This window comes from Aquisphaera insulae (assembly GCF_011064615.1).
Lineage (GTDB): Bacteria > Planctomycetota > Planctomycetia > Isosphaerales > Isosphaeraceae > Aquisphaera > Aquisphaera insulae.
In genome coordinates this window covers 21,282-44,009 of the sequence record NZ_JAALJH010000055.1, presented here as the reverse complement: position 1 = coordinate 44,009, position 22,728 = coordinate 21,282, and the positions used below count along the sequence as shown (strand labels likewise).

The window sequence follows — 22,728 nt, the reverse complement described above, 5'->3', positions numbered from 1 at the left end:
GTCGACCTTACTTGCAACCGCAATCCGACAGGCTGGCCCAGTCCTTCAATTCATCGGCATTTGCCTTCGGGTCGAGCGTGCCGCGGTAGAGCCGCATCTCCTGGAGCCGGCCGGTCCAGCCGGGCAGTCCGGCGGATTCGCCGCCGAAGCTGAGATTCCCGACGGGACGGCGGGTCAGGAATCCGGCATGCGGTCCCTCGGTCGCGTTGCCGTTGACGGTGAGCCGGAGAGACCCCTTCGCGTCGATCGAGCCGGTCAGGTGATACCAAAGGTTCAGCGCGAGAGGCTCGGCGTCGGCGACGTCCGAGACCCTCCCGCCGATCCGGACGGCGAAGTGCGGCACGCCCGACCTGAGATAGAGGGTGAAGCCGTCGCGATCATCCCCCATCGCGGCGATCACGCCGTCCGCTTTCCGCGGGAGGCAGACGGCGCCGACGGTCAGCGGCGTGCCGACGGGGTCGAGGGCGAGCGCCTGGCCGCTCGCCTCGAGCCGGCCTCCTCCGTCGAACTCCACCGCACTGCGGCGGCGCCCCGCGACGATCGAGCCCCCCGAGAGCGTGCCTTCGTGCTTCCTGCCGGATGCGTCATCGATCCGGGAGCCCTGGCTCAGGAAGAGGTCGTAGTGGACGACCAGCTCCGGCTTCGCGTCTTCCGCACCGCCGACCAGGCTGCAGAACGAGGAGGCCAGCGTGAGGGCCGTTGCAAAGGGAATCGCCGAGAGTCTCATGATCGAGCCCGGTTGGAAGGGGAGGCAACCCGCATGCGCGAGGGCTGTCCGGGCCGGCTCGCTCCATCGCGGGCCGCGTCGGACCGACCACACCTCAGGGTAGTCGAACGATGGGGCGAATGCCATCCGGTGCTCGGTGGCCGGTCCCGCTCCCTGGTCAGGCCAGGGCGCCGATGGCCAGGCACGTGTTGTGCCCCCCGAATCCGAAGCTGGTCGAGAGGGCGTGACGGACTCGCCGCTCGCGGGCCGCATTCGGGACGTAATCGAGGTCGCAGGCCGGATCCGGCGTCTCGTAATTCACGGTCGGCGGGATCACCCCGTGCGCGATCGCCAGGGTGGAGGCAATGAGCTCGATCGCCCCGCTCGCGGCGCAGAGGTGGCCGGTCATCCCCTTGGTGCTGCTTACCGCGACGCCGAAGGCGTGCTCGCCGAGAGCCTCCTTGATGGCACGCGTCTCGATCTCGTCGCCGAGCGCGGTGCTCGTCGCATGGGCGTTGATGTAATCCACGTCCTGGGGATTGAGGCCGGCGTCCTCGAGGGCGAGCCTGATCGCGCGCGACGCGCCTCGACCTTCGGGGTGGGGGGCCGCGATCCCGTACGCGTCATTCGTCCGGCCGAAGCCGAGGACCTCGGCGTAGATCCGAGCCCCTCGGCGACGGGCATGTTCCAGCTCCTCCAGGAGGACGATCCCGGCTCCTTCGCTGAGCACGAAGCCGTCCCGGTCTCGATCGAAGGGGCGGCTCGCCGCGGTCGGCGACTCGTTGCGGGTCGAGAGCGCCCTCGCCGAGACGAATCCGCCCAGGCCCATGGGCGTGATGGCCGCCTCCGAGCCGCCGGAGAGCATGACGTCGGCCTCGCCCCGCTGGATCGCCCGGGCCGCATCGTGGACGGCGTCACCCGACGACGCGCAGGCCGAGGCCACCGCGGTCGAAGGGCCCATGAGCCCGAGCTGGATCGCCACGCACGCCGGCGCGGCGTTGGGCATCATCTTGGGGATGACGAACGGGCTGATACGCCGCGGTCCCCCTCGCGTGTAGGCCGCGTGCCCGGACTCGAACTCGCTCAGGCCGCCGATCCCGCATCCCAGGACGATCCCCCGCCGGTACGGATCCCCGGCCGAGAGGTCCAGCCCGCCATCCCGCACGGCCTCGAGGGCGGCATGGACGGCGAACTGGGCGAAGCGATCCATCCGCTTCGCGGCGTGGGGATCGGGGAGCGCGGCGGGGCTGAACCCCTTGACCTCCCCCGCGAAGCGAACCGCGAACGCGCCGGCGTCGAAGAGCGTGATCGGCCCGATCCCGCTCCGACCCTCGCACAGGCCCTGCCAGGAGGTCCCGACGTCCAGGCCGAGCGGATTCACGGTCCCGAGCCCGGTGATCACGACCCGGCGACCCATCGATTCCGACTGTCTCATGAGTCCCTCTCGCGGGCGGCTGCAGCCCGGCTCGCGGCGTCGTTCGCCGTCTGCTCCGGTCGTCCGGCTCGCCCCTCGGTCCCGACCGGATCACCGCCCAGGAAATCGACGACCTCGGCGATGACCTCCTTCGCCAGCAGCAACCGGCGATGCCCGTATCGCTCCGTGAGGAGGAGCTTCGACGTCGGCCACGTGGCCGCAACGGCCATGCCCTCCTCGACCGGGATCTCCTCATCGCCGCGGTCATGGACGATCAGCGCGGGCTGAGCGAGGCGAGGCGCGAGCCTGGTGATGTCCAGGCTGTCCAGCGGCACCCCGACGATCTCCTCGACGATGGAGTGGAACCGCGATTCCTCGACCCCGGTAATCTCCCGTCGCCGGCACCACCGGCTCACGACTCCTCGCAACGTCGCCGGCCCACCCAGCAGCACGACTCGCTCGGCCTGGAGGCCCCTCGATGCCGCGATCACGGCCGCCGCCGCTCCCCAGGAATGACCCACGACCCCGGCGAGGCCCCCCAGATCCCGGCCGACCGCCGCCAGGGCCAGGCCGCATTCCAGGATGTGCGTCCTCGCGCCGGGCGAATCGCCGTGGGCCGGCCCATCCGTCGCGATCACCCGGAAGCCGGCCTCGGTGAGCGGATCGATGAACGATCCCCAGTGCGTCCCGCGGCTCTCCCAACCGTGTGCCATCAGCACCGCCGGCCCGTCGCCCCAGACGGTCGCGATCAGGCCCTCGCCCAGGGTCACCGACCTGCCGCGATCCCTGAGCGCCCTGTCCCTCGCCGTGGCCGGCACGCGGCGAGGGGTGAAGAACCTGGCGAGCTCCTCGCGGAGCGGATCGCTCGGGCCCTCTGCGTCGGTCCATCCCTGCATCATTCCTCCCCGCGGCTTCCGGCTCGCCCCCCCTTGCCTGCCGCCCGGAACGTCGCACCGAGCCGACCGATCGATCATCCGCCTCGATTCCCGTGCGGCCCGATTCGTTGTATCTGCAACATTGGCCGGTGTCAAGATCACATGGAGAGCCTCGGGGCGTTCCCTGCTCCCGTCGATGCGTCATCGTCCCCGGTCTCCGCGTGTTCAGGGGCGTGCTCGGGTGCGGAGAGGGCGACCGGCGCGACCGCGCGACCGGCGCGATCGGTGGACCGGTGCATTGGCGTTGCGTCGCCTGGCGAGCGGGGGTAATCTGTGCGGGCGCTCTCGAGGGCCGCCAGGAGCGGACCCTCGGAGTCTCAGTCGCCCTCAGTACCACCATGGCTGAAGGCGACAAACCTCGACTCGCTCTTCTCCCGCACGGACGCCGGGAATGTGGTCCGGCCGTCCGGGCCCGGTCCGGAGACACCATCAGGATGTCACAGGTCACCCTCGCACCGGAAACGACGGACCAAACTCCTTCGCAGCTTTCGAAGCTGTCCCACGCGATTCGCGGGAAGCTCCAGTTCATGGACTACCTCGTCCGCGCCGCGGTCGCGGATGTGGAACGGTTCCAGGACGAGCCGGACCCCGGGACGCGGATCTTCATCCGCCAGCTCGTGGAGATGCACGCGGCCAGCCTCCGCATCGAGAGCCAGAACATGCGGAGCATCGGCGAGCTGTGCGACACGCTCGAGTCGATGGTCTCCGAGGCCCCCGCGACGTTTCCCACCCCGAACAGCCCGGGAGAGATGGCATGACGCCTCCAGAGAACGGCACCTACAACGGCCTGGCCGCGGATTCGAACACGAACGGGGTGCATGTCGAGTTTCACGACATCCCCGAGGAGGAGGAGGCGGCGCCGGAATTGCCCGCCGGAGCCTCGGCGGAACTTCGCCGGTTCCTCGCCGAGATCAAGGGGCAGGCCCAGTTCCTCCTCTACCTGGCCGACCAGATCGAGGAATCCCTCGAACAGCTCGGCACCGAGAGCGACCGCTGCCACGGCGCCTTCCTGTGCAAGGTCATCGCGATGTACTCCGCCCAGCTCGGGTCCAAGCATCAGGGGCTCGGCGAGAAGATCGCGGAAGCCTGCCAGGAGGTCTATGTGACCGTCCGGCAGCACGGGCACGACTTCGAACTGGACCGAGATCGGGACTGACCACAGGGGCGCCGAGCCTCGGAGAAGAGGAGGCGAGGGATCAGCCGAAGACGCGGCTGACGCCCAGGCGGAGCAGGATCCAGAGGGCGCTGCGGGCTTCCTTCATGTTGATCTTGGAGACGCCGGAACGCCGGTTCTCGAAGAGGATCGGCGTTTCGCCGATCCGGCAGCCCACCTTCTTGCACCAGTAGAGGATCTCTTCCTGGAAGGAATAGCCCCGCGACCGCACCTTGCCCAGGTCGATCTGGGCGAGCTTGCTGACGCGGTAGCAGCGGAAGGCGCCGCTGTTGTCCTTGCTGCTGAGGCCCAGCAGGAGCCGGGCATACCAGTTGATCCCCGAGCTCATCAGCTTCCGCTTGAGGTTGAACCCGCCTTCCACGCCGCCGCCGGGGATGTATCGAGAGCCGATCATGACGTCGTAATCGCTCATGCCCGCCACCAGCGCCGGGATGAACCGGGGCGGATGGCTGAAATCGGCATCGAGATTCAGAAGGTAATCATACTGGTTCTTGACCGCGTATCCGATCGCCTCGAGCATGGCCGTGCCCAGGCCGAGCTTGCCGGGGCGATGGAGGACGTGGATCCTCGGGTCCTTCGCGGCCAGGTCGTCGGCGATCTTGCCCGTGCCGTCGGGCGAGTTGTCGTCAATGACCAGGATGGAGCAATCCGGCGCGAACTCGCGGATGGTCTCGATGAGCGGCTCGATGTTGCCCGCCTCGTTATACGTGGCGAGAGAGACCAGCAATTTGGGCTCCGACGGAGCGAGATTGTCTGTGGGGCCGCTCACGGTTCGTCCATTCTGCTTCAGGAGGGCGTGGCCGAGCTAGCTCCCCGGGCCCGGACCTCAAGGGGCCTCATCGCCGATCTCATCGCGGACCCGCCGCGCCACGCCGAGGCATGATCTGCGGTTAGATTACCCCCGGGGATCGGACGCGCCAAGGGCACCGGCCGGTCAGGCATGCATCGTTGCGACCCGCGGTCGCGAGCTGTCCTGCAGGCTGAAATCCCGAGTCAGGTGCCACGGCCGCCGGATCCTCCGACGCGTTGCGACCGTCGCGTGGGGACGCGACGGGACGACGCGGGCCATCCTCCCGGGAAAGGGACGGCACGGGAGCGTGGAGAATGCGAACGGCCGCGGCACCCGTTGGCTTGCGAGCGTACTCGCCATTGGGGCGGCTTGATCTGATCTGCGGTGGAGCGTCTCGAGGCGTTGCCGGCGGAGGTCAGGGCCGAGCCTGACGCAGCCGGGAGAAGAGCTGACTGTAGGGGGCATGCTCGTGCTCCGCCTCGGCGCGGACATTCGAGGCGAGCGGGTCGGTGTCGGGGACATCGAGCTCGGGCTCGTCCGTGACGGGAGCTGACCGGGGGCGTGCGCCGGCCCGACGCTCCGACGAATCGGAGGCCGCCGCGACCGCGGGGTCGGCGGCCCGGCCCCGGTTCCGCGCCCATTCGCTCCACGCCTGGATGGCCGCGTAATGGTCCTCGATCATCTCCTCGCTGGGCAGCTCTTCGGCCTCCTCGGCCGAGGTCAGGGCTTCCTCGGTGGCCACAGCGGACGCGGCGGCCGGGGCCGGGGCCGGCACGGCCGCGGGCCGCGGCGATCCCTGCGGCGAGGATTCCGCCCGATCGCTCGCCTCGTCGTCGCCATCGTCGTCGTCGGAGTCGGACTCCAGGCTGCCCCCCCAGCCGACCTCGATGAGGCCTTCCTCGACGCGGAGGGGAGGCCGGGTGGGGATGAGGGCCGCCGTCAGGCCGCCAGCCGGTCGCCCCGGGGTGGGCGGGTTTGACGCCGCGACGGGACGCTCGCGAGGCAGGAGCTCCGGTCGCGCCGGGGGGGCGACGGGTACGGGCGCGGGGGCGCCCGGGACGGGCCTCGACCCGCGTCCCGGGCTCATGGCCCGCGACCGCAGCTCCCGGAGCAGCCGCCGAGGATTGCCGCACGTCTGCCTCTGGAGCTCTTCCAGGGCCCGGCCGTCGAGACCCCGGATCGGGCCGGATTCGGTGGCGTCGATCAGTTGCCGGCACTCGTCCAGGTCCAGGGGGAGGAGGTGGATGTGCAGGCCGAGCCGCTCTGCCAGGCGGGGGCGGCGACGCTCCATGAGGTGGCGAGCCAGGCTGGTCGGCCCGACGAGGATCATGCAAGCGAAGCCGGCCGGCTCGCCGCCGGTGTCGGATGCCTGGGCGAGGGCCGCGAGTTCTTCCCAGACCTCCCGGGAGGCGTTCTGGGCGTCCTCGACGACGAGGATCCAGCGGCGGCCGTCGTCCGCCTCCGAGCGGAGCGCCCGCGCGATCGCGAGCCGGTTGGCGGCGAGTCCGGGAGTCCCGTCCACCCGGTCGTCGCGGAGCCGGTCGGCGATCAGCTCGAGGAGTCCGTCGGCGTTGAGCGCGCCGGAAAGAGCCACCGGGAGGAATTGCCAGCCGGCCGGCAACTCCCGGGCCAGGGCGTTCCAGACCCAGGTTTTGCCCGTCCCCGACTCACCGGTCAGGAGGGCGGGCGCGGGGTCCCCGGCCAGGACGTGGGCCAGCAGGCCCTCGATCGCCCGGCGGCGGCTCGGCAGCGGGGATCCGTCGGATCGCCTTCCCGGCGCGGCCAGACGATTCTCGAGCTCGTCGCCCCGGATTCCGTTCATCGCCACGTCCCCTTTCCTCAATCCTGATCCGGGCGGCGTGCCGCATCCGACCTCGCCGCGCGGCCCTCCGCCGCGACGCCGGTCCAGGCCCGGCCTTCCCTTAGATTCGGTGCATGGCCCCCCTTCTCTTGAGCCGGGCCACACGCAGTCGCGCATCGAGGGGGTATGAGGTCCCTCCCCAAGTTGCCCCGGGACATCGCTTTTTGTACGATCGAGGGTCATGAACGGGTGCCTACGGCGTACCTGAATAGGCGGGGGACCCGTGGCCGGATCGTGCCGGAACCGGCCCGCCGCGGGACCGTCCAGAGGATCGACGTGGCGACTGACTCCAATACCCTGAACGAGGATCGGATCGGCGGCTACCGGATCGTCCGGGTCATCCACCCCGGCGCCACCTCGGTCGTCATGGAGGTCGTCCAGGATGGCACCGAGAAGCGGTTCGCCCTCAAGCAGCTCCTCGCCTCCCGCGGCGAGGATTCCGACGAGCGGAAGGCGTTCGCCCACGAGGCCAAGATCGGCCAGGAGCTGAGGCACCCGAACCTCGTGCGGGTGCACGAGTACCATCGCGACCCGGTCCAGCCGTGGTTCACGATGGATTTCTTCGCCGGGTATCACCTCAAGCTGCCGATCGCCCGCCCCTCGGTCTACCCGATGCCCAAGGCCCAGCTCCACCGGATCATCGAGCAGGCGGCGGCGGGGCTCGCGTACATGCATGATAAGGGGTGGACTCATCGGGACGTGAAGCCGGAGAACCTCATCGCCAGCAAGTCCGGCGAGGTGAAGGTGATCGACTACGCCCTGGCGATGAAGCCGATCGGCGGCCTCCGGAAGCTCTTCGGCGGCAAGGTCCCCCGCCAGGGGACGCCGAGCTACATCTCGCCGGAACAGATCCGTTGCGAGTCCCCCGCCCCGTCCGCCGATATTTACAGCTTCGGGATCACCTGTTATGAATTGGCATGCGGGCGTCCGCCGTTCCGGGCCAATTCCCTGCAAGAGCTCCTGAACAAGCATCTGCAGGAACGGCCGCTCCCCCTGGGCACCCACAACAAGCTGGTGACCCAGGAGTACAACGACCTGGTCCTGAAGATGCTCATGAAGAAGCCGGCGGACCGGCTCCCCAGCCTCCACGACTTCCTGACCCGCTTCCGGTCGGTCCGAATCTTCCAGGACGACCCGGCCCCGGGCTCGGGCGGCAACGGCCCGTATTGATCGATCGAAGGACCGCTCGCGGCGTGGCCGCGCCGCATTCGGACTCGCTCCCGCCTCCGCCGAGGATCTCCCGTTCATGGCCAGCGCCACCGAGTACAGGCTGCCGTTCGAGGCCTCCATCTACGACATGGAGGCTCGTCTCGGCGAGATGGAGAATCAGTACGCCCGGGACCGGGGCGGCGATGGATCCTCCAAGGCGGGGGACCTGATCCGCCGCCTCCGCCGCGAGCTGGCGTCGCTCAAGCGGGAGATCTACTCTCAGCTCGACCCCTGGCAGGTCGTCCAGGTCTCCCGGCATCCCCAGCGTCCCCAGACGCGGGATTATCTGGAGCTGGTCTTCGAGGACTTCCTGGAACTCCACGGCGATCGCGCCATCGGCGACGACAAGGCCGTGGTCACCGGCCTGGCGAACCTGGACGACATGAAGGTCATGTTCGTCGGCCACCAGAAGGGGAAGAACCTCGCCCAGCGGACCGCCTGCCACTTCGGCTGTGCCCACCCGGAAGGCTATCGCAAGGCCCTGCTCAAGATGCGGTTCGCCGCCAAGTTCGGGCTGCCGATCGTGTCGTTCATCGACACGCCGGGCGCCTACCCGGGGATCTCCGCCGAGGAGCGCGGGCAGGCGGCGATCATCGCCGAGAGCCTGATGGAGATGTCCCAGATCCGCACCCCGATCGTCTGCGTCGTCATCGGCGAGGGGGGGTCAGGAGGGGCGCTCGGGATCGGCATCGGCGACCGCCTCGGGATGCTCGAGCACACCTATTACTCCGTCATCAGCCCCGAGGGCTGCGCCTCGATCCTCTGGAAGGGCTCCGAGTTCGCCCCCAAGGCCGCCGCCGCACTCAAGTTCACCAGCCGGGACCTCCATCGTTTCGGCATCATCGACGAGGTCATCCCCGAGCCCCTCGGGGGCGCCCACCGCGACCACCGCGAGGCCGCCGCCAACCTGAAGGGCTTCCTCCTCCGCCGGCTCCGCGAGCTCTCGTCGATACCCCTCGATCGCCTGATGGATCTCCGCTACGAGAAGTACCGCAAGATCGGCGTCTTCACGGAGCAGGCCGCCGCGGAGGCCGGAGCGCCAGCCCCGGCCCCCCTCAACGGCAAGCAGGATCCGCCTTCCCTGTAAGCCCGCCGCCGGCACGGGCGCGGCCTCACGGCCGCGCGTACCAGAGCGATTCCCAGTACCTCCGCTCGGTCGCATACACGTCGATCGGATCGCCGGGGCTGAGGGCCGGATCCAGGATGCCGAACCGCTTCATCTCGCGGACCCAGTCGGGACGCGGGCGGAAGCCGGGCATGTCGAAGCGTCCGATCCGGTCGAGATAGGTCCTGCCGGCCTCGCACATGGCCAGGATCTTGCGGTAGTCGGGATCATCCGTCGAGCCGAACGTCGGCGCAGGGGCCTTCGTCTTGGGATCACGGCAGATCTCCCAGCCGCCCGCGGACCTCGCCAGCGGGGCCAGGAGCGCGATCGACTTCGCGGGCCGAGAGAGGTTGAAGAGGATGTGCCGGCTGGTGTTCAGCCGCGGGTCATCCATGCTGGGCCTCCAGAAGGAGAGGCCATTCTCGTCCGCGAGCGTCCTCGGCAGGGCCCTCGCGGGCTGGTCGTGGCAACGGCTGCACCGCGACTGGAACGCGGCCGCCGCCGCCTTCGTCTCCGGCCAGTCGGTGTCCAGGTTCAGGAGCTGATTCTCCGCGTAGTGGCCGATCATCCCGGTGCCGAGCGCGGCGTAGGTGCCGGGGTAGGCGGCCCCGGAGTCGATCCAGAGCCGGAGGACCTTCGCCTGATGGGGCGTCGCCTTCGCGCCGTGGTGGGTGCCGTCCAGCATCTTCAGGATCCGACTGGCGGACGAGCCGATCGCCCGGGGCGGATAGTTGCTCCGCGGCTGGTTGCGGCCGTCGGCGAAGAGGCCGGCGATCGTCATCATGTAGTAGCTCTGGCTGTACATGGGGCCTCGGTCGCCCGCCAGGATCAGCCGGCCGGCGCGCGGGCCTCCTTCGGGGTTCGCCTCGTAGCCATGGCAGCGGACGCAGAGCGCGTCGAGGATCGGCTGGACGTCGCGCGGGAAGTCGATCACGTCGGGGACGTCGGCGATGGGCGTGATCGCGCTGGGGGCGCGGCGGACGGCCTTCGAGGTCGCCGCGGAATACGCGTTGGCGGGCGTCCGCGTCCGCTGCTCGTGGCAGCCGACGCAACTCGTCGTCTCTCCGGGCTGCACGGTCAGGAAGCTCTGCATCCGCTTGACCGAGTTCCCCTCCTTGTCGAGCGCGACGAAGAAGAAGCTCCGGAGCGGCGGCAGCTCCATGTAGGCGGAGCCGTCCTCCTCCACCGGGACGGTGCCCACGATCCGCTCGAGCGTGAACGTCCCGCCGTAGCTGATCGGCTCCATGCCCCCGGTGTAGTGGATCGGCATCGGGAGCGACTCGAGCACCAGCAGCGAGGTGATCTCGCCCGGCTTCACGCCCCCCATGTTGCGGCCCTCGTGGATGTTCGCCAGCGCGAGCCGGCCCGACTTCGCCCCGAGCTCGACGCGGTCGGGGATGACGGGCTCCCGGGGCCGTGGGAGGATCGGCCGGGCCTCGTGGAGGTGCATCCCGGACTCGGCGTCGGCCTTCGAAAGGCTGAAAACGACCTGCTCGCGGCCCGAGCCGTCCATCACGATCAGCGACGGGCCCTTCGAGGCCATGAAGCAGTCCTCGGAGAAGGCCCACGGGTCGTAGTACTCGGCGGTCTTGCTGATCTGCCGCACCGAGGCCGGCCGGTCGGGCCCCGACCTCGGATCGACGACGGCGATCGTCCCCGCGTGCTCGCGCTGGCCGTGGCCGGGCGAGAAGCTGGCGACGACCTTGTCGGAGCCGGCGATCGGCTTGGCGTCGATCATCACGATCCCGGGATGGCCGTTGCCGTACCAGACCATCTGCGCCGTGCCGTCCGGATTGGCCGTCCAGAGGTGGTGATAGTCCACCTGGCTGCGATCGACGTACTCCCACCGGGTATAGAGGATCCTCCCGTCGGCGAGCGGCCAGGGCGTGTTGTCCTGCTCGTTGTTGCTCGAGATCGCGCGGAGGTGCTTCCCCTCGCGATCGCACCGATGGAGGACCGCGACCTGGGTCAGCCAGCAGTTGACCCATCGCTTGCAGCGGGTGGACACGAAGACGATGTCCCCGTCGGGGAGATAGCTCGGCTCGAAGTCGTCGAAGTCTCCCGAGGTGATCTGGCGCAGGCCCGAGCTGTCGACGCCGATCTCGTAGAGGTGATACGACTCTGTCCCCCCCTTGCGGTAGCTGAAGAGGACCGTCCGGCCGTCGTAGCTCACCTGCGGATCGCGCACGCCCCCCTTCGGGTCGTCGATCAGCGACGTCAGCTCGCCCGTGGCGAGGTTCCACTTGCAGAGCTTCGCCCCTTCCCTCCATGCCTTTCTCATCGGGTCGTGAGCATAATAGCCGATGTTCGCGTACCAGTGGCCGTCGTTCTCGTTCATCCGCCTCGCCGCGAAGACAACCTCGGTCACCCCCTTCATCGGCCCGGCGCGGAACGCGCCCAGCAGCGTCCTGGCGGCCGGTGCCGGCGACGCCGGGCCCGCGGCCGCGTCCGATGCCGCTCCCGATGCCGGCGTGGCGGCCCACGTCAGCAGGCCCAGGGCGGCCGTCACGATCGCCCTCGTCGCCCCCGCGCGTGCGGAGTCGGCCTCAAGGGTATGGCGCATCATGAATGGGTTCTCCTTCCGGGGGGCGGGATCGCGTCGAGGCGACGGATCAGAGCGAGAGCAGGTAGGCCACCAGCGCGTCGATCTGCTCGGGGGCCAGGTGGGAGGTCCTTCCGTGGCGGTCCCCGCGATTGCGGGTCGTCAGCAGGTCGCGGAGGCTCGCGGACGAGCCGTCGTGGAGGTAGGGGGCGGTCCGCCAGAGTTCGACGAGGGCGGGCGTGTCGAAGCGTAGCTGACCGGCGTCATAGGCGCCCGAGGTGCCGACGTCGTGGGCCTTCTGGTCGGTCCGGAGATCGCCGGCGTGGCAGCGATCACAGCCGACGGCCGGGTCGCGGAAGAGGGCCGCCCCGCGTCCGACCGAGTCCGGGGGCCGGACTCGTGGCGGTGGGATCGGTGCCAGTGACTTCAGGAAGGCATCCAGGGCGACGGCGGAATCCTCGCTGGGCGCGGCGAAGAGGATGTGGGTCATCCCCGACCGCACCGCCGTCTCCGCGGTGTCCCGGACGCCCATGCTCATGGCCGGCGGCGTGCGATGCGACCAGAGCAGGCTCCTCGTGTTCTTGGGATTGCCGAGGCCGTCGTTGAGCAGGTCCCACGCCAGGCCGTCGATGCGGCCGTCGTCGGAATGGCAGCTCGCGCAGCTCTGCCAGCCCTGGAAGGCGATCGAGGCGTCGTTGAAGAGCCGCTCGCCGCGACGCTCCGCGGTCGTTTCCGCCCGCGGGGCTTCCGCGAGACGGGTGCTGTGGGGGGGGCCCGTCGCGACGTCGATGCGATCGATCGAGTCGGAGAAGTACCCCGCCACGAACAGCGACTTCCCGGCGAAGGCGATCGCCCGCGGGCCGTTGCCGGTGAGCGGCACGCGGGTCCGAAGGCCGACGAGCAGGGCGAGGTCGTTGGGGACGTCGGCCGCGATCCGCGAGGCGCTGTAGGGATCCTGGCCACGGGATGCGTCGATCCGCGTCGGCATCGCCCGAAGTTTGGCGAGCAGCGCCGGTGCGTCGATCAGGCTGACGTCGTGAGTCCCGGCGTGCGAGACGGCCAGGGTCTTGCCGTCCGCCGACCACGCCACGGCCCACGGATTTGCGGCGCCGCGGTCGATCTCGTCGAGGAGCACGGTGTTGATCAGGGCCTTCGCCGGCACGTCGATGAGGGTCACCGCGGCCGTGTTCATCCAGCCCCGGTCCACCTGGGTCGTCGGCATCTGGAACCGCGCGAGGTTGTGCGCCACGGCCGCGACCCGACCGTCGGGCGAGATCCGGATCTCGCGGAGCAAGGTGCTCCCGGGTGGGAGTTTCAGCGCCCCCGCGAGCCGTCGCGCCGGCAGGTCCACGAGGCTCACCGTCGCCGCTACCTCTGCGCCGATGGCGTTCTCGTCGGGGAGGTGGTGGGCCACCAGGAGCGTCTTCCCGTCCGGCGTGACGGCGGCCGAGATCGGCTCGCGAGGCACCGCGATACGGGCGACCGCCGCGTGGGTCGCCAGGTCGTGGATCGTGACGCGGCCGTCGAATCGATCGCACACGAGAAGGCTCTTCCCATCGGGGGAGAGGACCGGGCCGGTGGAGGTGTGGCCGCCGCGGAAGGTTGCCAAGACCTTGCCCGTCGCCGGATCGATCTCATGGATCTGGCTCGTCGCGGACGGACATGTCGCGAACAGCCGAGAACCGTCGGGGCGGAGGGCCAACCCGCGGGGGTCGCCCGGGACCTTGATCCGCGACCGGACGGCTCCGCTCGCGGCGTCGATCGCGACCGCCTCACCGGACCGCGGGCACGCCAGGTACAAGGTCTTGCCGTCGGCCGTCGCGACGATCGCCGAGGGTGACCGGATCGCGGGATCCTCCGGGGGTCCGGACCGAGCCTCGGTCATCGCCCACGAAAGGAACGCCATCGCCGCCGGCATCGCGGCGTGCAGGCCCCGGCCTGGGGAGCTCCATCGATTCCACATCGTTCACGGCCTCGGGGATGAGATCCGCGACCGGCTCGTCGGTTCCGACTCTCTCAGGGGTCGAAGCTGGCGGCTGTTCACGACGCCGGCTGCCCTGGCGGCAGTACGGCCGTCCTCGCGGGGGGAAAGAAGACGCCTCGACACGCCGAGGCTAGCACCAACAAAGGTTCAACACAAGCCGGAACCTCGCCGCGACGGCACCGGGACTTTGGAGAGGTCTTGGCTGGGGGCGTCGCTTGCGGGTATCGTGCGGACGTGACGGCGTCGTGGCTGCCCGGCCAGCCTGCCCCGGCAGATCGGCGATCATCCAGTCGCACACGAGCCCCGTCGACCCGTGGCGGTCGCCTCTGGAACGCATCCTCGGAGCCGGTTTCATCGACAGGCCGAGAACCCGCTCCCCTCAGGATTATCGACGAACGATACGAATCGACGGCGGATACCTCCGCGAAACTCGCCCCTCGGAGGGCGACGTGGGCTCGCCGCCTTCCTCAACCTCGGGAAGCACGGATTGATGATCCATCGAATCACGGAGAAGGGACGCCAGTTGCGCTCCTACTTCAAGGACTCGAGCACGCCCCTGGCCCTGATCCTGGACGCCCTGCGGCTGAAGCGGTCGCCGTTCATCGCCGCCACGAAGGACGGATTCAAGCTGAGCCTGGAGCCGAGCGTGGGCGAGGGCTTCACGTTCTATGAGAACCTGATTCGTAAGGACTACCTGAGCCGCGGCATCGTGCTGAAGCCCGGGGACACCGTCATGGACATCGGCGCGAACATCGGCTCCTTCTCGATCCTCGCGGGCTCCGTCGTCGGCCCGGGCGGCCGGGTCATCGCGTTCGAGCCGGTGCCCGCCACGTATCAGAGGCTCGTCCAGAACCTGGAGCTCAACGGACTCAAGAACGTTGAATGTCACAATGCCGCCATCGACGCCGAGGAAGGCGAGCTGACCATTCACCTGTCGAGGAAGTCCGCCATGGCCTCGGCCTACTGGGATCCCCACGAGGGCGGCGGCGTGGTGACCGCACCTTGCTGGACGCTGGCGAAGGTCTGGGGAGACTTCGGAATCGGTCGCGTCAACCTCTTCAAGATCGACTGCGAGGGGAGCGAGTACGGCATCTTCGACTCGATCTCGCCCGAGCTGGCGGCTCGGATCGACCAGATTGCGATGGAGATCCATCCGGACCCCGCCAAGGGCAATACCGCCGACCGACTCCGCCGGCGCCTGGAGGACCTGGGCTTCGAGGTCCACCCGGGGATGCTCTGGATGGCCTTCAACAAGTCTTCGGATCGTCGGCCCGCGAGCCCTTGATGGGCCCGGAGCGAGCCCCGCTCTCGGCCTGCCGGCCGGGAACGAGGGCTCATTCGAGGCAACATGGCACGACGGCCGATGCCGGGGCATGACCGCCCGGGCTGTCCCGCTCACACCTCCGCGAGCGGATCCCTCGAATCGCCGAACGCGTCCATGTGCAGCCCGGCCTTGTCGAGCATCGAGAGGAACAGGCTGCACATCTTGCGGTTGGGGGACTTGAGGTAGTCGAGGACGCGACCTCCCTTGAGCTTTCCGCCGCCGCCGCCGACCACGACGACGGGGAGCTGGGTGGCGTCGTGGGTGCCGCCGCTGAGCATGCTCGAGCACATCATGAGCATGGTGTTATCCAGCGCGGTGCGGTCGCCTTCCTGGATCGCATCGAGCTTGCGTGCGATGTAGGCGAGCTGGCCGGTGAAGAGCTGGTTCACCTTCAGGTAGTCGGGCGTGTCCGTGTGCGAGAGCAGGTGGTGGATCATGTAATCGATGCCGAGCGACGGGAACCGCAACGAGCTGTGGTCGTTGTTCAACTTCAGCGTCGTCACGCGGGTGGCGTCGGTCTGGAAGCCCAGGACCACGATGTCGCACATCAGCTTCATGTGCTCGATGACGTCCTGAGGGATGCCGTCGGCGGGGCGCGGGACGTTGGGCTTGTCGACGGTGGGCTTCCAGCCCTGGAGCTCGCCGCGGCGGCCGGCGCGGGCGATCCGCTGCTCGACCTCGCGGACCGAGTCGAGGTACTCGTCCAGCTTCCGGCGGTCGGAGGTGCTCACCTCGCGGCGGAAGTCCTGGGCGTCGGCCAGGACCGAGTCGAGCACGCTCTTGTCCCCCTTCGCATCCTCGTCCTTGAAGAGGCGGTCGAAGGCCAGCGCGGGGAAGAGCTCGAGCGGCGTCGGGCTCGTCGGCGACGACCACGAGATGTGCGAGCTGTAGAGCATCGAGTAATTCTTGTGCACGGCCGGATTCGGCTGCTCGCAGCCGAGGACCAGGCTGGGGACCTTGGTCGATCCGGCGTGCTTCTGCGCCAGGAGCTGGTCGAAGCTCGTGCCGGAGCGGATCTCGCCGCCGGAGGCGAGCGGGGCGCCGGAGAGGAGGTTGCCGGTCTGCGAGCTGTGGATGTTCCCCTTGAGGGCCTCCTCGTTATAGAGGCCCCGGATGAACAGCAGCTTCTCGCGGAAGTCGGCGAGCGGGGCGAGGACCTGGCCCAGCTCCATGTTCTTGCCCGAGCCCTTCGCCCACCACTCCTTGCCGTGGAAGCCGTTGCCGGCGAAGAGGACGCCGACGCGGACCGGGGGCACGCTCGCGGGCGGCGCGGCCGGCGTCTCGGTCCCCCACACGTTCCGCGACTCGAGCCAGGGCAAGGCCATCGTGACGCCGACACCTCGCAAGAACGTGCGGCGGGAGAGCTCGTGGGCGTTCATGGCGGACCTCGAGGTCAAGGGGATGGTGGAGGGGGCGCTTCAGTGCGAATCGGCGACGGCGGGCGAGGCCCCGCGGACCTCGCGGAACTGGCGGCTGCGGACGATGGCATCGATGACCGAGGAGATCTTACCCCCTTCGGCGCCGAGGCGGTTGTGGATTTCTTCCAGCAGCGGCTCGTCGGTCAGGAGGACGCCCCGGCCCAGGGCGTAGCCGAGGAGCTTCTTGCAGAACTGGCGTTCCACGTCCTGCCGGCGCGGGCCCAGGAGGAGGTTGCGGAGGCCGTCGAGGCCGTCGAATTCGGTCCCGTCGAGGAGCCTGGCGTGGTCGTCGATCGGCAGGCCGGCCGCATCCTTGGTGCGAAGGTGGCCGATGGCGTCGTAGGCTTCCAGGGAGTAGCCGTAGGGGTCCATCTTGAGGTGGCAGCCGGAGCACTTCACGTCCTTGCTGTGCCGCTCGGTGAGCTGGCGGACGGAGAGCCCGCCGCCGGCGGCCTCGTCGTCGGGGAGCATCGGGACGTTCTTGGGTGGCTTGGGCACGCGCTCGCCCAGGAGGACCTCCGTCACCCAGTTGCCGCGGAGGATGGGGCTGGTCCGGGAGGCCCCGGACTGCTTCGCGAGCGTCGCCGAGAGCGCGAGCAATCCCCCGCGGCCGTGCTTGCGGATGCCGTCCACCCGTCGCCATTCCGGCCCGGTTACGCCCGGGATACCGTAGTGTTCCGCGAGCGCCTGGTTCAGGTAAGTGAAGTCGGCGTCGAAAAGGGCCCGCACGGGGGCGTCGGACCGGAACAGCTCGGCGAAGAAGAGGATGGCCTCCTCGTACATCGCCCCCTTGAGGGCCTTGAATGCGGGGAAGTGCCGCTCACTCTTCTCGTCGATGGCGTCGAACTTGTAAATATGAACCCACTGGCAGGCGAATTCCTCGGCGAGCCGGCGGGCCCGGGGAGACTTGAGCAGCCGGCGGGCCTGCGCGGCCAGCTCGTCGGGGCTGCCCAGATGGCCGGAGGCGGCGGCCTCGCGGAGCTCGGCGTCGGGGGCGGACGAGGTGAGGAAGTAGCTGAGCCGGCTGGCCATCTCCCAGTCGGTCGCGGGGGATGACTTCGCGCCGGCGGGTGCGGCTTCCAGCCGGTAGAGGAAGGCCGGCGAGGCGAGGACGCGGGCGAGGGTCAGCGTGAAGGCCTCCTCATGAGGCAGCTCCTCGGCCCGGAGCTTCGAATAGAGCGCCCGGAGCTCGCGGGCCTCGCGATCGGCGAGGGGCCGGCGGTAGGCCAGCGGGGCGAACGCGATCAGGGCGTCGAGGTGCTTCGGCTCGGCCGCGACGAGCTCCTTGCGGAAGGCGTCGGCGTGGTCGTGGATCGGCTTGCGGTAGGGCTCGAAGAGGCGCGGGTCGCCGTCCTGGGTGGCGTACTCCATCAGGTGCGTGAACGCCTCGACCTGGGTGAGGGCGTCGCGGCTGACGAAGTGGAGCTCGGTCCAGAGCCGGTCGAGCTTCGCGGCCTCGGCCTCGTCGAGGAAGAGGCGGCGCAGCGGTTCGTCCTCGCGGTGGAAGAGGGTCAGGGTCACGGCCTCGTCCACGGGGACGATCTTGGCGTAGCAGACGGCGGCCGGGAAGGTCGCGCGGAACGCTTCGAAGGCTCGCTTCAGGCGGGCCTCGGCCGCGGGTGTCGCCGCCACGATCGACGTGTCGGGGCGGAAGCCGCGCGAGGCCGGCCGGGTGCCGATGGCGACGCGGGCCTGCAGCAGGTCCTCGCCGCCGGCGGCGGGTCGGAGCGTGACGGAGCCGACGAGGTCGGCCCCGGCGGCCAGCTCCGCCGGGATCCGGACCGCGATCGCGTGCGGGCCGCGGACGGCCATGTCGGCCTGGCTGATGTCGCCGGCCGCGGCCCCCGGGCCGAATGCGGCGCGAGCCAGGCCCCACGGCGACCCGTCGGGGATCGGCCCGACGGAGGGGGTCGCCGGGATGATCGGCCCGCCCGGCGTCGTCAGCCCTCGATGGAGGGCGGCGTCGGCCGGTGAGGCGCCCCGGGGACCCTCGGCGAGCAGCCTCTTGAGCCTGGCGGCCAGCTCGGCCTTGGCGGCCGGGTCGGGCGTGTTCAGCCAACGAGCGAGCAGGGAATCGCCCGGGATCGTGAGCCCGGAGGACGCGCCGTCGAACTCGCGGAAGAACTTCCAGACGGCGGGGTTGCCGTGGGCGTCCGCGTGAGGGTTGGAGGCCAGGGCGTCGCCGGAGACCTCGCGGGCCATCGCCCAGGTCGGGGCGTTCGAACCGGTCGCCTTCACGGTCAGATCGACGGCCGTCAGGTCGCACGCGTGGTTGCCGTCGCGAGAGCCGATCGTCAGGACGATGAGGTCGCCGGCCGACAGGATGAACGGGCCGAAGGGACCGACCGGGATGACCGCTCCGCCCGCCGTGTTCCCCTCGGCCAGGGCGATCTTCTCGGCTCCCTTGCGCACCTCTAGCCGCCAGGCGGTGCCATTGCCGCAGGCCGGGTGCGCGTGCTGGACCCTGGCCTCCGCCCGGTACTCGCCGGCCTTCGGGCAAGTCCAAGCGACCGCCGCCCGCAGCGTGGGCGAGGGATGTACGACCACGCCTCGGCCCTTCAGCTCGCCCGGGACGTGGAGCGTCTCCTCCGAGGAATTGGCGAGCACGAGGGGCGTCTCGCCGTTCCCCCAGCCCGCGGCCGCGTCATAACCGCCGGCCTTCGTCATCCGCTCGGTGAACAGGTCGAGCTTCACGGCCCGGCCCGGGCCGATCCCGAACGCGTCGAGCCAGGCCCCCAGGATCGCCGGGTCGAGCCCGTGCTTCCTGGCGAGCTCGCCGCCGTCGACCTTCCCCTTCGCGGCGAGCGCCTCGGCCGTGGCGGCCAGGCTGGGGACCAGGGAATCGATGACCCTGGCCCGCCACGCCTTCATCCCCTCCGCGATCGCCTGGACGTCCCGGAGCGCGATCTCGGGGTGCCCCGGCCGGGCGAGCCGCAGGTTTTCCCAGACGATCGTGCCCGGCGTCTTGCCATCGGCCGCGTCCCCTGCCGAGAGGTGGACGAGGACCTCTCGGCCGTCGGCCGAGTCGGGCAGCTTGACGCGGATCTGCTGGTGGCCGACGACCGGGTCCACGGCGACCATCCAGGGCTTCATGTGGCCGACCGACTGGAATCTCGTCAGGGCGTTCCGCCAGCCGTCGATCTCGGCGACGATCGACGGCAGGTCGGCCGCGGTCGCCGACTCCCATCGGCCACGGATCGGGTCGAGGATCGGCGAGGGCTCTCCGCCCGCGAGTGCCCTGCCCACCGCCTCGAGATAGCGAGCGTTGAGCCCGCGACGCGCCGCGATCGCCGGATAGCTCCCGGCCGCGGCGTCCCGGGCCTCGAAGGCCGCGGCCACGTATCGGTCGAGCGGGATCTTCCCCTCGGCGTCGGCGTGGCGGGCGTAGAGGCCGCGGATCGAGGCCAGGATCTCCTCCGTCCAGTCGCGGCGGGTCTCGCCGTTGACGAACCGGAAGCCGTCCGGCAGGGGCATGGCATGCGCGGCGACACGCTTCGCGGCGTCGAGGTACTTCCCCAGCAGGGCGGGGGACATCACGAGGGCATCGCCCGTGTTCGTGAAGCCCTCGCCGGCGGCGGAGTCGGCCGGCAGGTCGCGGGTAGGCTGGTAGTCGTGCCCGGTCAGGTCGCGGAGGGTGTAGGCATACTGGGCGTTGTTCAGCCGTCGCAGCACCACGGGGCCGGGATCGCCGGCGTTCGCATACGCCTCGGCTCGCAGGTAGCGGGCGACCCAGCCCTGGAGCGCGTTCCGCTCGGTCGTGGTCGGCTGGTCCTCGTCCTTGGGAGGCATCTCGCCGGAGCCGAGCTGTTCGGCGACCTTCTTCCAGGTGCCGGGAGCCTTGCGGATGTCATCCAGCCTCGCGAAGGTCTCCAGGTCCAGGTCGCCGGCTTTTTCCTTGGTCGAGTGGCAGCCCAGGCAGAACTTGCCCATCAGGGGGCGGACCTCGCCGTCGTACGATCGGGCGAGGACCTGGAAGGATTCGGGGCCGTCGGCCGCCCTGGCGGCCGTGGCGAGCAGGGTAAGGGCCATCGCGATCGCCGGTTGAGACGAACGAGCGAAACGGGCGAGGGTGCTCATTCCGACCTCTCCAGGAGGTTGAAATAATACTCGATGTGGGTCCGGATCTCGCGGTCGGCCGTGGTGAGATCGCCGGCCTTCAGGGCATCGATGATAACCTGATGCCCGCGCACCGATTTTTCCACGTCGAGGTGCTTGCCGTACCTCCGGAAGAAAACTCCGAGCAGGTCGCCGAAGGCCTCGAAGGGAGACAGCCCGCTGGCCGCGATCAGGTTCTGATGAAACTCCCGATCCAGCTCGACGCCCGCGGCCAGATCGCGGGACTGGCGGAGTTGTCGATTGATCCCGTCGAGCTTTTCGAAGAGCGCCGGGTCGTCCGCCATGCGGCGGGCGACGTGAGGCAGCACGCCGGCCTCCACGACGATGCGGGTGTCGACGAGGACCCGGGGCGAGAGGTCCTGCAACGCCGGATGGAAGCCCAGGTATTCCGTGACTCGATCCATGTCGACGCGGCCGACGGTCAATCCCCGCCCCGGTCGCGCCTCCAGGATACCCAGGAACTCCAGCGACTTGGTCGCCTCGCGAAGGCTCAGCCGGCTCACCCCGAATTGCTTCGCCAGGTCGTTCTCCGTGGGCAGGCGATCCCCGGGCCGGAGGTTTGCATCCACAATATAGGACTTAAGCCGCTCCGCCACGACGTCCCGAAGCTTCGGTCTTTCCACGGTTTCCAGCATCGTTCCTCCCCATCGGTCATGATTCGAGGGTTCTTAACTTTATCAGATAATCTGAAGCGGAGCGAGGTCCCACCGATGAGCCGCGCGGCAGGTTCGCGGAGTGGACGGGTCATGCCAGCAGCTCGCCGACGACGCGGGCGTTCGTGACGTCGGGGTCGGTCAGGCTGTCCGCGCGGCCGTCGTGCTGGTAGGTGAGGCGGCGATGGTCCAGGCCGAGGGCGTGGAGGAGGGTCGCCTGGAGGTCGTGGACGGTGACGACGTCCTCCACGGACTTGTAGCCGAAGTCGTCGGTCTGGCCGTGGGAGTAGCCGGCCTTGAAGCCTCCGCCGGCGAGCCAGAGGGAGAAGCCGTGTCGGTTGTGGTCGCGGCCGTCGGTCCCCTGCGAGATCGGCAAGCGGCCGAACTCGCCCGTCCAGAGGACGATGGTCGAGTCGAGCAGCCCCCGTTGCTTCAGGTCCTTCACGAGCGCCGCGCTCGGCCCGTCGGTGCGTCGGCAGAGGCCTCGAAGCGTCTCGGCGTTCTTGCTGTGCGTGTCCCAGGGCTGCCCGCTGAGGAAGACCTGGACGAAACGGACGCCGCGCTCGACGAGCCGGCGTGCCAGCAGGCACCGCGAGCCGTATTCGCGGGTGGCCGGATCTTCGAGCCCGTACATCCGGCGAGTGGCAAGGCTCTCGGAGGCGAGGTCCAGGCATTCGGGGACGGCCGTCTGCATCCGCGCGGCGGTCTCGTAGTTGGAGATCCGCGCCTCGAGCTCCGAGTTGCCGGGGTGGCCTTCGAGATGGGCCCGGTTCAGCGTGTCGAGGAGCCGAAGCTGCGCCTCGCGGGCCGCCGAGGGGACCCGCGACGGCGTGGCCAGGTTGAGGACGGGCGAGCCGCCCGGGCGGAACGGCGTCCCCTGGTAGACCGCCGGGAGCCAGCCCGAGGTCCAGTTCCGCACGCCATCGACCGGCAGTCCGCCGGGATCGGAGAGGACCACGTAGGCCGGCAGGTTGCGGTTCTCCGTCCCCAGGGCATAGATGACCCAGGAGCCCCAGGTCGGCCTGCCCGCCTGGAACTTGCCGGAGTGGATGAGCCGGAGTGCCGACTCGTGGTCGACCGACTCCGTGGTCATCGATCGGACCAGGGTGATCTCGTCGGCGATCGACGAGATGCCCGGGAGGAGCTCCGAGAGCTCGATGCCGGACTCGCCCCGGGGCCTGAAGGCGAACGGCGAGCCGAGCACGTTCCCCGCCTGCTTGTCGAAGTGCACCTCGAGCTGGCCGGGATGGGGCTTGCCGTGCCATTTGGTCAGCATCGGCTTGCGGTCGAAGAGGTCCATCTGGCTCGGACCGCCGTGCTGGAAGAGGCAGATGACGGATCTCGCCTTGGCCGTGGGGAGGCCGGGGGACGGTTCGCTCGCCGAGGCACCGCCGCGATCCTGCTCGAGGAGATGGGCCAGCGCGAGCGGGCCGAGTGCCCCGACCGTCCGGCCCAGGAACGCACGTCGATTCGATCCGAAGTGCGAGCTGTCCATGA

General features: G+C 69.7%; 16 protein-coding genes. 5 read left to right on the top strand and 11 right to left on the bottom strand.

Going from position 1 to position 22,728, the window contains the following annotated elements; all coding sequences use genetic code 11:
- Positions 1-7 precede the first annotated feature (7 nt).
- The 3 genes from G6O54_RS24570 to G6O54_RS24560 form a co-directional block, all read right to left on the bottom strand.
- Complete coding sequence (locus G6O54_RS24570) at positions 8-727, bottom strand: LamG-like jellyroll fold domain-containing protein (RefSeq protein WP_165229074.1); 720 nt, start codon at positions 725-727, stop codon at positions 8-10.
- A gap of 157 nt (positions 728-884) precedes the next feature.
- Positions 885-2,141, bottom strand: coding sequence for a beta-ketoacyl-ACP synthase II (gene fabF / locus G6O54_RS24565; protein ID WP_250847055.1), 1,257 nt, complete (start codon positions 2,139-2,141; stop codon positions 885-887).
- Positions 2,138-3,019 (bottom strand): alpha/beta hydrolase, encoded by an 882-nt coding sequence (locus G6O54_RS24560; RefSeq protein WP_165229072.1) that lies wholly within the window; start codon positions 3,017-3,019, stop codon positions 2,138-2,140. The genes fabF and G6O54_RS24560 overlap by 4 nt, the downstream gene beginning before the upstream one ends.
- A gap of 470 nt (positions 3,020-3,489) precedes the next feature.
- Here G6O54_RS24560 and G6O54_RS24555 point away from each other — a divergent pair, with 470 nt between their 5' ends.
- Both G6O54_RS24555 and G6O54_RS24550 read left to right on the top strand, forming a co-directional pair.
- On the top strand, positions 3,490-3,813 hold the full coding sequence (locus G6O54_RS24555; protein ID WP_165229070.1) for a hypothetical protein: 324 nt from the start codon (positions 3,490-3,492) through the stop codon (positions 3,811-3,813).
- A complete protein-coding gene (locus tag G6O54_RS24550) occupies positions 3,810-4,211 on the top strand; it encodes a hypothetical protein (RefSeq protein ID WP_250847053.1) in 402 nt (133 codons plus the stop codon). Before G6O54_RS24555 ends, G6O54_RS24550 begins: the two co-directional genes overlap by 4 nt.
- A 40-nt stretch (positions 4,212-4,251) precedes the next feature.
- Here G6O54_RS24550 and G6O54_RS24545 read toward each other — a convergent pair whose 3' ends face one another.
- Together G6O54_RS24545 and G6O54_RS24540 are read right to left on the bottom strand one after the other, a co-directional pair.
- Positions 4,252-4,998, bottom strand: a complete 747-nt coding sequence (locus G6O54_RS24545; RefSeq protein ID WP_165229068.1) for a polyprenol monophosphomannose synthase — start codon at positions 4,996-4,998, stop codon at positions 4,252-4,254.
- A gap of 436 nt (positions 4,999-5,434) precedes the next feature.
- Positions 5,435-6,841, bottom strand: a complete 1,407-nt coding sequence (locus G6O54_RS24540; RefSeq protein WP_165229066.1) for an ATP-binding protein — start codon at positions 6,839-6,841, stop codon at positions 5,435-5,437.
- Positions 6,842-7,156: 315 nt separating this feature from the next.
- Here G6O54_RS24540 and G6O54_RS24535 point away from each other — a divergent pair, with 315 nt between their 5' ends.
- Positions 7,157-8,050, top strand: a complete 894-nt coding sequence (locus G6O54_RS24535; protein ID WP_165229064.1) for a serine/threonine protein kinase — start codon at positions 7,157-7,159, stop codon at positions 8,048-8,050.
- A gap of 76 nt (positions 8,051-8,126) precedes the next feature.
- Positions 8,127-9,176 carry an acetyl-CoA carboxylase carboxyltransferase subunit alpha gene (locus G6O54_RS24530; RefSeq protein WP_165229062.1) on the top strand — a complete coding sequence of 350 codons (1,050 nt, stop codon included), beginning with the start codon at positions 8,127-8,129 and terminating at the stop codon, positions 9,174-9,176.
- Between the two features lie 25 nt (positions 9,177-9,201).
- Here the strand turns inward: G6O54_RS24530 and G6O54_RS38560 are convergent, their stop codons facing one another.
- Together G6O54_RS38560 and G6O54_RS24520 are read right to left on the bottom strand one after the other, a co-directional pair.
- The gene (locus tag G6O54_RS38560; RefSeq protein WP_165229060.1) at positions 9,202-11,760 is read right to left on the bottom strand and encodes an HzsA-related protein; all 2,559 of its coding nucleotides are present in this window, start codon (positions 11,758-11,760) and stop codon (positions 9,202-9,204) included.
- Positions 11,761-11,806: 46 nt separating this feature from the next.
- On the bottom strand, positions 11,807-13,699 hold the full coding sequence (locus G6O54_RS24520; RefSeq protein ID WP_165229058.1) for a cytochrome D1 domain-containing protein: 1,893 nt from the start codon (positions 13,697-13,699) through the stop codon (positions 11,807-11,809).
- Positions 13,700-14,210: 511 nt separating this feature from the next.
- On the opposite strand from G6O54_RS24520, the gene G6O54_RS24515 reads away from it, so the two are divergent.
- Positions 14,211-15,005, top strand: coding sequence for an FkbM family methyltransferase (locus tag G6O54_RS24515; protein WP_165229056.1), 795 nt, complete (start codon positions 14,211-14,213; stop codon positions 15,003-15,005).
- A 110-nt stretch (positions 15,006-15,115) separates the two neighbouring features.
- Here the strand turns inward: G6O54_RS24515 and G6O54_RS24510 are convergent, their stop codons facing one another.
- From G6O54_RS24510 to G6O54_RS24495, 4 genes are all read right to left on the bottom strand, one after another.
- Positions 15,116-16,423, bottom strand: a complete 1,308-nt coding sequence (locus G6O54_RS24510; RefSeq protein ID WP_165229054.1) for a DUF1552 domain-containing protein — start codon at positions 16,421-16,423, stop codon at positions 15,116-15,118.
- A 39-nt stretch (positions 16,424-16,462) separates the two neighbouring features.
- Positions 16,463-20,539 carry a DUF1592 domain-containing protein gene (locus G6O54_RS24505; protein WP_165229052.1) on the bottom strand — a complete coding sequence of 1,359 codons (4,077 nt, stop codon included), beginning with the start codon at positions 20,537-20,539 and terminating at the stop codon, positions 16,463-16,465.
- Positions 20,536-21,213, bottom strand: coding sequence for a FadR/GntR family transcriptional regulator (locus tag G6O54_RS24500; RefSeq protein ID WP_165229050.1), 678 nt, complete (start codon positions 21,211-21,213; stop codon positions 20,536-20,538). The genes G6O54_RS24505 and G6O54_RS24500 overlap by 4 nt, the downstream gene beginning before the upstream one ends.
- 109 nt (positions 21,214-21,322) lie before the next feature.
- Positions 21,323-22,726 carry a DUF1501 domain-containing protein gene (locus tag G6O54_RS24495; RefSeq protein WP_165229048.1) on the bottom strand — a complete coding sequence of 468 codons (1,404 nt, stop codon included), beginning with the start codon at positions 22,724-22,726 and terminating at the stop codon, positions 21,323-21,325.
- Positions 22,727-22,728 lie beyond the last annotated feature (2 nt).

Coding starts and splice junctions, on each gene's coding strand:
- G6O54_RS24555 (WP_165229070.1), top strand. CDS start 3,490: ATGTCACAGGTCACCCTCGCACCGGAAACGACGGACCAAACTCCTTCG.
- G6O54_RS24505 (WP_165229052.1), bottom strand. CDS start 20,539: ATGAGCACCCTCGCCCGTTTCGCTCGTTCGTCTCAACCGGCGATCGCG.
- G6O54_RS24550 (WP_250847053.1), top strand. CDS start 3,810: ATGACGCCTCCAGAGAACGGCACCTACAACGGCCTGGCCGCGGATTCG.
- G6O54_RS24560 (WP_165229072.1), bottom strand. CDS start 3,019: ATGATGCAGGGATGGACCGACGCAGAGGGCCCGAGCGATCCGCTCCGC.
- G6O54_RS24500 (WP_165229050.1), bottom strand. CDS start 21,213: ATGCTGGAAACCGTGGAAAGACCGAAGCTTCGGGACGTCGTGGCGGAG.
- fabF (WP_250847055.1), bottom strand. CDS start 2,141: ATGAGACAGTCGGAATCGATGGGTCGCCGGGTCGTGATCACCGGGCTC.
- G6O54_RS24530 (WP_165229062.1), top strand. CDS start 8,127: ATGGCCAGCGCCACCGAGTACAGGCTGCCGTTCGAGGCCTCCATCTAC.
- G6O54_RS24510 (WP_165229054.1), bottom strand. CDS start 16,423: ATGAACGCCCACGAGCTCTCCCGCCGCACGTTCTTGCGAGGTGTCGGC.
- G6O54_RS24495 (WP_165229048.1), bottom strand. CDS start 22,726: ATGGACAGCTCGCACTTCGGATCGAATCGACGTGCGTTCCTGGGCCGG.
- G6O54_RS24540 (WP_165229066.1), bottom strand. CDS start 6,841: ATGAACGGAATCCGGGGCGACGAGCTCGAGAATCGTCTGGCCGCGCCG.
- G6O54_RS38560 (WP_165229060.1), bottom strand. CDS start 11,760: ATGATGCGCCATACCCTTGAGGCCGACTCCGCACGCGCGGGGGCGACG.
- G6O54_RS24515 (WP_165229056.1), top strand. CDS start 14,211: ATGATCCATCGAATCACGGAGAAGGGACGCCAGTTGCGCTCCTACTTC.
- G6O54_RS24520 (WP_165229058.1), bottom strand. CDS start 13,699: ATGTGGAATCGATGGAGCTCCCCAGGCCGGGGCCTGCACGCCGCGATG.
- G6O54_RS24570 (WP_165229074.1), bottom strand. CDS start 727: ATGAGACTCTCGGCGATTCCCTTTGCAACGGCCCTCACGCTGGCCTCC.